Source organism: Streptomyces sp. NPDC006743, from assembly GCF_040703815.1.
Classification (GTDB): domain Bacteria; phylum Actinomycetota; class Actinomycetes; order Streptomycetales; family Streptomycetaceae; genus Streptomyces.
Genome location: NZ_JBEYJA010000055.1, coordinates 38532 through 47467, shown reverse-complemented (window position 1 = coordinate 47467; position 8936 = coordinate 38532). Strand labels below are relative to the sequence as shown.

Annotated in this window: 4 protein-coding genes and 1 pseudogene; 2 read left to right on the top strand and 3 right to left on the bottom strand. The window is 69.9% G+C overall.

Translation table 11 applies throughout. From position 1 onward, the window contains the following. Nucleotides 1–322: 322 nt before the first annotated feature. The 3 genes and pseudogenes from ABZ719_RS31550 to ABZ719_RS31540 form a co-directional block, all read right to left on the bottom strand. Nucleotides 323–578 (bottom strand): annotated as a pseudogene (locus tag ABZ719_RS31550) (hypothetical protein); the annotation flags it as partial. After that, on the bottom strand, nucleotides 563–778 hold the full coding sequence (locus ABZ719_RS31545; RefSeq protein WP_366728572.1) for a hypothetical protein: 216 nt from the start codon (nucleotides 776–778) through the stop codon (nucleotides 563–565). The gene ABZ719_RS31545 and the pseudogene ABZ719_RS31550, both read right to left, overlap by 16 nt. A 340-nt stretch (nucleotides 779–1118) precedes the next feature. Next, complete coding sequence (locus tag ABZ719_RS31540; protein ID WP_366728569.1) at nucleotides 1119–2648, bottom strand: UDP-N-acetylglucosamine 1-carboxyvinyltransferase; 1530 nt, start codon at nucleotides 2646–2648, stop codon at nucleotides 1119–1121. A 673-nt stretch (nucleotides 2649–3321) separates the two neighbouring features. Here ABZ719_RS31540 and ABZ719_RS31535 point away from each other — a divergent pair. Next, a complete protein-coding gene (locus tag ABZ719_RS31535; protein WP_366728568.1) occupies nucleotides 3322–5415 on the top strand; it encodes a PIG-L family deacetylase in 2094 nt (697 codons plus the stop codon). 490 nt (nucleotides 5416–5905) lie between these two features. Then, on the top strand, nucleotides 5906–8623 hold the full coding sequence (acnA, locus tag ABZ719_RS31530) for an aconitate hydratase AcnA (protein WP_366728567.1): 2718 nt from the start codon (nucleotides 5906–5908) through the stop codon (nucleotides 8621–8623). Nucleotides 8624–8936: the final 313 nt, after the last annotated feature.

Below are 8936 nucleotides of genomic sequence, written 5' to 3'. Positions count from 1 at the left end.
CCCATCCGCATATCTCACACACCATGGGATACAGGCATCACTCCGGGTCCCTCACAGACTTCATGAAGGTTCACCCCGACGAGCCGAAATCAGTAACGGGCGCTTCGAGGTCACCCGCGTGGGGAAGTCCGTCCGCCGACGCGGAACCAGAGACCAGGAATCGAGGGTCCCATCGAGTCCTGGGCCTTCGGCGACTCGCGTGCGGCACAGGAAGTAGTACTCCAGCGTGACGCGACCCTGGCCGTCGCACGCCGATGTCCCACCTACTCACTGCTCGGCTCTTGTTCTGATCGCTTGCACATCCGACCTCGTCCGGATGTGATCAGTCGATGTCCGGATCATCGGCCTCTTCGAGGAGGCGGGCCGCCAGGTCGACGGTCCACTCCACGGCCCAAGGGTGGAGAGCGGTGATGGTGGCGTCATCGAGCCCATAGGCGGCGAAGGCTTCGTCGTCGGTCCATTCGGCGCCCGTGAGATTGCAGATCCTCGCGCTCGAAGCGGCCGCGGGCGAACTCCTCGAGCTGGGCATTGGTCCAGCGGCGGGAGGCTGCGTACACGTCGATCAGGTCGCGGGGCGCTTGCTCATGTCGTACGAGGTCATCCCCGACCAGGCCATGTGCAGCGGCAGTTGCACGACCCCTTGGGTTGGGCCGTGCAACTGGTCCAGCGCCTCCGGCAGACGCCGCCGGAACTTCTCCCGGTACAACGCGAGATCCTCGGCGACCGCACCCGAAAGGCCGCTCGGAGCGGGTGCGGGGTGCTGTGGGTTGGAGGACATGCATCCATTATGAGGGCGGGGGAGCGGTGAGGGACATGATGTGCAAGCTTGCGTCCGCAGCGAGCGGGACGGGCTCGTGCAGGGTGTCTGGGCGTGACAGCGGGGCAGTGAGCCGACACCCGCCCTGAACTGTGCTTTTCTATGACTCGCTCAGGCCGACGTCCTTCCGGTGACGCATCATGTGGAGTGCCGGGCAAATCCGTCTCTCAGCCGCGGAGGGCGACAGTCTCTCGGCCTCGGTCCAAAAGTCCCTGAGAAGTCCCACGGACGAAGCCGAACCCCTCCTGGCTCACGTACACGCAGGTCAGGAGGGGCTTAGCGGCGTTGTTCCTGAAGACCTTCAGATGTCCCGGAAGGTCTCGATCTGTGCCCCCACCGAGTTCAGCCGCTCCGCCAGGTCCTCGTAACCGCGGTTGATGACGTACACGTTGCGCAGGACCGACGTGCCCTCGGCCGCCATCATGGCCAGGAGGACGACGACGGCGGGGCGCAGGGCGGGCGGGCACATCATCTCGGCGGCGCGCCAGCGGGTCGGGCCCTCGACCAGGACCCGGTGCGGGTCGAGGAGCTGGAGGCGGCCGCCGAGGCGGTTGAGGTCCGTCAGGTAGATGGCGCGGTTGTCGTAGACCCAGTCGTGGATGAGGGTCTTGCCCTGCGCGGTGGCCGCGATGGCCGCGAAGAAGGGGACGTTGTCGATGTTCAGGCCGGGGAACGGCATCGGGTGGATCTTGTCGATCGGCGCCTCCAGCTTGGAGGGGCGGACCGTCAGGTCGACCAGGCGGGTGCGCCCGTTGTCGGCGACGTACTCGGGGCTGCGGTCGTGGTCGAGGCCCATCTCCTCCAGGACCGCCAGCTCGATCTCCAGGAACTCGATGGGGACGCGGCGGACCGTCAGCTCCGACTCGGTGACCACGGCGGCGGCCAGCAGGCTCATCGCCTCCACCGGGTCCTCGGAGGGGGAGTAGTCCACGTCGACGTCGATGACCGGCACACCGTGGACGGTGAGCGTGGTCGTCCCGATGCCCTCGACGCGTACGCCCAGCGCCTCCAGGAAGAAGCACAGGTCCTGCACCATGTAGTTGGAAGAGGCGTTGCGGATGACGGTCACCCCGTCGTGGCGGGCCGCCGCCAGCAGCGCGTTCTCCGTCACGGTGTCCCCGCGCTCGGTCAGCACGATCGGGCGGTCCGGGCGGACACCGCGGTCCACCGTCGCGTGGTACTGCCCCTCCGTGGCGGCCACGTCGAGACCGAACCGGCGCAGCGCGATCATGTGCGGCTCGATGGTGCGCGTCCCCAGGTCGCAGCCGCCGGCGTAGGGCAGCTTGAAGCGGTCCAGGCGGTGCAGCAGCGGGCCGAGGAACATGATGATGGAGCGGGTGCGGACGGCGGCCTCGGCGTCGATGGCGTCCAGGTCGAGGTCGGCCGGCGGCACGATCTCCAGGTCGGTGCCATCGTTGATCCAGCGGGTGCGCACCCCGATGGAGCCCAGCACCTCCAGGAGGCGGTACACCTCCTCGATCCGCGCGACCCGGCGCAGCACCGTGCGCCCCTTGTTGAGCAGCGAGGCGCACAGCAAGGCGACACACGCGTTCTTGCTGGTCTTCACGTCGATGGCGCCGGACAGCCGGCGGCCGCCGACCACGCGCAGGTGCATCGGGCCCGCGTAGCCCAGAGAGACGATCTCGCTGTCGAGCGCTTCACCGATCCGGGCGATCATCTCAAGGCTGATGTTCTGGTTGCCGCGCTCGATGCGGTTGACGGCGCTCTGACTGGTGCCGAGCGCCTCGGCGAGCTGCGCCTGCGTCCAGCCGCGGTGCTGCCGGGCGTCACGGATGAGCTTGCCGATGCGTACGAGGTAGTCGTCTGCCATGGGGTTGAGGCTATCTCAGATATGAGATGGCACATCCCCGGGGGTTCGTTCGAGTGAGGTGCCGTCAGCCGTGCCTGCTCACAAGGGTGCGGGTTCACCCGAACGGGTCAGGCAAATCGACCGATATCATATGACGTCCGGTGCTGCTGTCGGTGTGTCGCGGTCCGTTCTCCCCGCCGACGTCGACGGATCAGGAGCGCATGTCGAGGCCGAGCCGCACGCTGGGAAGAACTCGAACAACCCTTGCCGATGTCAGCGGCATGCGGTGCCTCCTTCCTGGCCGCCATGCCCTGGGGCGTCGCACGTTCACTGCCACGTTCTGTCCGGACACCCCGACTTGGCCTACTGACGGCCGGGCGAGGGGAGTTCGCCGTCGGCCGGGCGGTCCCGGGCTTCTTCCTGGCCGTTCGCCGGTCAGCGCACCGCGGCGCGTACGCCCGGCGTCCGCACGCCATGCGGACGCCTCTCACCGTCGGCCGACGGTGCACACCTCGCGACGTGGCGCATGTGTTGCGGATCACCGTGCGCCGTGAAACCCGGCATTCTTCCCGCCGCTCTTCTTCCGCGAACGGGGTGGTGGGGACGGCTGTCCCGCGCGTGAACGGAGTCCGAACGAGTGAGTCGTCCGCAGGATGTGAGGCCGTTGCCCGGGCGACGTACGGTCGTGGGCTCCATGGCAGGAGCCATGGCGGCCGCGCTGGTCGGCTGTTCCGGTGCGAGGAGGGGGAAGCCGAAGCCGGCTCCGGACAGCACCGAGTCGCTGACGCCGCCCGTCGCCACCCGGGCCGGGTTCGGTGCGGCCGGCCGCCCGGTGGTGATGCAGGTGGTCGCCCACCCGGACGACGACCTGCACTTCATGAACCCGGACACGCTCGGCGGACTGGACCGGAGCGTCCCCCTGGTGTCGGTGTACGTGACGGGCGGCGGTTCGTACGGCGTCAACGCCGTTCCCGGCCACCCCAAGCCCCTGCCCGATGTCCCCGCCTACGTCTCGGCCCGCCAGCAGGGTCTGCGCCAGGCGTACGCGGCGATGCTCGGGCTCGGCCTCTTCGCGCCCTGGACCCGGTCCACCCTGACCGTGCCGGACGGCGGTGAGGTCGAGGTGCAGAGCCTCACCCACCGGGGCAGGCGTGTCGATCTCGTGTTCCTCAGCATCGACATGCACACCCGGGCCGGACCCCACACCCAGGTCGGTATGACGCAACTGTGGGCGGACTCCGGCGCCCAGGTCGCCACCGTGGTCGTCCCGGGTTCTCCGGTCACCCGACTGCGCCACTACAGCCGGGACCAGTTGATCGGCACCCTCGCCCATCTCTTCGACCGGTTCCGGCCCACGGTCATACGCACGCTGGACCCGGACCCCGACGTGCAGGTGCACAACGCGCACAACCCCCGGGGCAGCGATCAGCGAGGTTACTCGGACCACCCGGACCACACCGCGGTCGCCCTGTTCACCTGGGCCGCCATGACCCAGTGGGTGGGACGCCGCACATCCTCCGGGGGCAAGGCCCCGGTCTTCCTGACCGAGGTGTACCGCGGTTACTACAACCAGCGGTGGCCGATCAACCTGCCCGGCACCATCGTCCGGCAAAAGGCCCGCTATCTCGACGACTACGGCGGCGGTCCCGACTGGAACTGCGGCAATCCCAGCGGTTGCGGCGACTACAGCGTCGGATCGGGCGCCTCGCTGCGCGACAAACGCGACTGGGTGCGCAGCACCCACTACAGGTATCCCACCTCCGGACCGCAGGGCGTCGCCGGACCGGGAGGCGAGCTGACCGTGTACGGCGTGCTCGGCATGCGGGCCGCCCGCTGGACGCGCGGCACGGCGGGCGAGACCGTGGCGGGCAAGGCGGCATGGAGCCCCCCGGAAGACCTCGGGGGCGGCCCGCTGGCCCCGGCGCTGAGCGTCGTCACACTCTCCGGCAGGCGGGACCTGTTGTTCGGGCTTCGCTTCTCCGGGCTGGGCGCCGCGTCGGCCGGCAACACGCGGGAAGTCGTCTTCCTCGAGCAGCACTCCGCCGGGGGGCCGTTCCCCGAGACGTGGAGCAGTCTCGGCAATCCCGAGCGCAGCCCGGTCCGCGGCCGCCGGGTCGGGCCGCCGACGGCGGTCCTGGGCCGCGACGGCCGCGTCCACGTCTTCGTGCGGAACGCCTCCAAGGGCCTCAGTACGCGGGTGCGGGACACGGCGGGGCACTGGTCGCCGTGGCGGAACCTGGCCGGCGGCCAGGTGCAGGAGGGGCTCACCGCCGCCGTCGACGGCACCGGTCGCATCCATGTCTTCGCCGCCGGGCGCGGCGCCGTCCACGGGTGGGCCCAGTCCGCACCCGGAGCCGAGGTGCGCTACCGCGGTCCGCTGCGGCTGAGCGCGCCACCCGCCGAGGCGCCGTCGGCCGCGAGCGCGGCGGACGGCTCGCTGGTGCTCGCCTACCGGGTACCCGAGAGCGCGCAGATCGTCGTCGAGCGGCTGACCGGGAGCGGCCGGACCTGGCAGCCCCTGTCGGCCGTACGGCAGACGGGCTTCGGGCCGCTGGCGCTGCTGCCCGGCGCGGGCCGCGGCGCCGGGCCGGTCCTGGCGGTACGGACCGACACAGGCGGGGCTCTGCTCGCCGGGCCCGGGCCCGGCACCGTACCGGTGGGCGCCTCGACGACCGCCTTCTGCGTCGGCCGTCCCGCGTTGGTGCCCGTGCGCCCTCATGGCGCGGGCGATGTGACCGGCTCGGTGCTGGTCGCGCTCGGCGCGGGTGCGGCACCGGTCACGCTGTAGAAGCCCCACGGCGGGACGTGCGGTCACGGGAACGCATGGCGGAAGCGAGGCATGTCGCCTTGGATCGACCGTGGACGGGCCGGATGCCGTGGGGGACGGGGGCGCGGAGGAGCTGGAGCGGGCACTGATGCCGGCAGCATTCGCCGGGCGACCGCCGGTCCCGGGCGAACGCGCCGGCCGTGACCTCGGCGTGGCGAGTCCGGCTGGTCCGGCTCTCGCCGTCGGCGTGGCGGAGGCGCTGGGAGCCCCGCCGGCCGTGGCGGCCTACGTGGTGTCGACCGCGGCGGCTGCGAGAGATCGGTCACCGGCCGCGCATGACCTTCCGGCCCCCATGTACTAGAGTTATCTCGACATCGAGATATCTGCCGAGGAGCACCACCGCCGCCACCCAAGTAAGGGTCACCTAACTTAGGTCTACCTTAGCGGACTGGCCGGGATGGCGTGGCGGCAGGATCGTGGTGGTACGCGCACATCAATGAAGGAGACTGTCGTGTCGGCGAACAGCTTCGACGCCCGCAGCACGCTGCAGGTGGGCGACGAGTCGTACGAGATCTTCCGGCTTGACAAGGTCGAGGGCTCGGCCCGACTGCCTTACAGCCTGAAGGTCCTGCTGGAGAACCTGCTCCGCACGGAGGACGGCGCGAACATCACCGCCGACCACATCCGCGCCCTCGGCGGCTGGGACTCGCAGGCCCAGCCGTCGCAGGAGATCCAGTTCACGCCGGCCCGCGTGATCATGCAGGACTTCACGGGCGTCCCCTGTGTCGTGGACCTCGCGACCATGCGTGAGGCCGTCAAGGAGCTGGGCGGCGACCCGGCGAAGATCAACCCGCTGGCCCCGGCCGAGCTGGTCATCGACCACTCCGTCATCGCCGACAAGTTCGGCACCAACGACGCCTTCCAGCAGAACGTCGAGCTGGAGTACGGCCGCAACAAGGAGCGCTACCAGTTCCTGCGCTGGGGCCAGACCGCCTTCGACGAGTTCAAGGTCGTCCCGCCCGGCACCGGCATCGTGCACCAGGTCAACATCGAGCACCTGGCCCGCGTCGTCATGGTCCGCGACGGGAAGGCCTACCCCGACACCCTGGTCGGCACCGACTCGCACACCACCATGGTCAACGGCCTCGGCGTCCTCGGCTGGGGCGTCGGCGGCATCGAGGCCGAGGCCGCCATGCTCGGCCAGCCGGTCTCCATGCTGATCCCGCGCGTCGTCGGCTTCAAGCTGACCGGCGAGCTGCCCGCCGGCACCACCGCCACCGACCTGGTGCTCACCATCACCGAGATGCTGCGCAAGCACGGTGTGGTCGGCAAGTTCGTCGAGTTCTACGGCGAGGGCGTGGCCGCCACCTCGCTCGCCAACCGCGCCACCATCGGCAACATGTCGCCGGAGTTCGGCTCCACCGCCGCGATCTTCCCGATCGACGCCGAGACCATCAACTACATGCGTCTGACCGGCCGCCCCGAGCAGCAGCTCGCGCTCGTCGAGGCGTACGCCAAGCAGCAGGGCCTGTGGCTGGACCCGAACGCCGAGCCGGACTACTCCGAGAAGCTCGAGCTGGACCTGTCCACCGTCGTGCCCTCCATCGCCGGCCCCAAGCGCCCGCAGGACCGCATCGTCCTGGCGAACGCCGCCGAGCAGTTCAAGCAGGACGTGCGCAACTACGTCGACAGCGTCGACGAGGCGGGCGTGGAGTCCTTCCCGGCCTCCGACGCCCCGGCCGTCCACCCGAACGGCGCCCCGTCCAACCCGGTTCCGGTCACCGCCCCCGACGGCACGACCTACGAGCTGGACCACGGTGCGGTCACCGTCGCGGCCATCACCTCCTGCACCAACACCTCCAACCCGTACGTCATGGTCGCCGCCGCGCTGGTGGCCAAGAAGGCGGTGGAGAAGGGCCTGACCCGCAAGCCGTGGGTGAAGACCACGCTGGCGCCGGGCTCCAAGGTGGTCATGGACTACTACGACAAGGCCGGCCTGACCCCGTACCTGGACAAGCTGGGCTTCAACCTCGTCGGCTACGGCTGCACCACCTGCATCGGCAACTCCGGCCCGCTGCCGGAGGAGGTCTCCAAGGCGGTCAACGACCACGACCTGGCCGTCACCTCGGTCCTGTCCGGCAACCGCAACTTCGAGGGCCGGATCAACCCCGACGTCAAGATGAACTACCTGGCGTCCCCGCCGCTGGTGGTCGCCTACGCCATCGCCGGTTCCATGAAGGTGAACATCACCGAGGACGCCCTCGGCGTCGACCAGGACGGCAACCCGGTCCACCTGAAGGACATCTGGCCGAGCGAGTCCGAGGTCAACGACGTCGTCGCCAACGCCATCGGCGAGGACATGTTCTCCAAGTCCTACTCCGACGTGTTCGCCGGCGACGCCCAGTGGCAGTCGCTGCCGATCCCGACCGGCAACACCTTCGAGTGGGACGCCGAGTCCACCTACGTCCGCAAGCCCCCGTACTTCGAGGGCATGGGCCAGGAGCCGGAGCCGGTCGAGGACATCACCGGAGCCCGCGTCCTCGCCAAGCTGGGCGACTCGGTCACCACCGACCACATCTCCCCGGCCGGCGCGATCAAGGCCGACACCCCGGCGGGCCAGTACCTCACGGAGCACGGCGTGCAGCGCCGCGACTTCAACTCCTACGGCTCGCGCCGCGGCAACCACGAGGTGATGATCCGCGGCACGTTCGCCAACATCCGCCTGCGCAACCAGATCGCGCCGGGCACCGAGGGCGGCTACACCCGCGACTTCACCCAGGACGGCGGCCCGGTCGCCTTCATCTACGACGCCTCGCGCAACTACATCGAGCAGGACATCCCGCTCGTCGTCCTCGCGGGCAAGGAGTACGGCTCGGGCTCCTCGCGCGACTGGGCCGCGAAGGGCACCGCGCTGCTCGGCGTCAAGGCCGTCATCGCCGAGTCCTACGAGCGCATCCACCGCTCGAACCTGATCGGCATGGGCGTCCTGCCGCTGCAGTTCCCCGAGGGCCACACCGCGGCCTCCCTCGGCCTGACCGGTGAGGAGACCTTCTCCATCACCGGCGTGACCGAGCTGAACGAGGGCACCACCCCGCGCACGGTGAAGGTCACCACCGACACCGGCGTCGAGTTCGACGCGGTCGTGCGCATCGACACCCCCGGTGAGGCGGACTACTACCGCAACGGCGGCATCATGCAGTACGTGCTGCGCAGCCTGATCCGCAAGTAAGCGGTCCGGCACGGCAGAAGAGGGCCGCACCCCTGGCGACGGGGGTGCGGCCCTCGCGCGCACACGGCGCGGGACAGCGCGTCCGCCGGTACGCCGGCGGGGTCGCGCGCGGACACGCTCGGGCGGACCCGGTGCCTCGTGCGCCGAGGACACCGAGCCCGCGAGCCGGGCAGGCGAAGGGGGGAAGGCGGCTGCCCGGATGATGCTGGCTTGAGTGGGAACCGTGGTGCGACAACGTTGTCTGTGTGGTCTGTACATGACTTTACCGCCCCAACCGACAACGATGTCAAGCAACTTGGCGCCGGGCCACCCG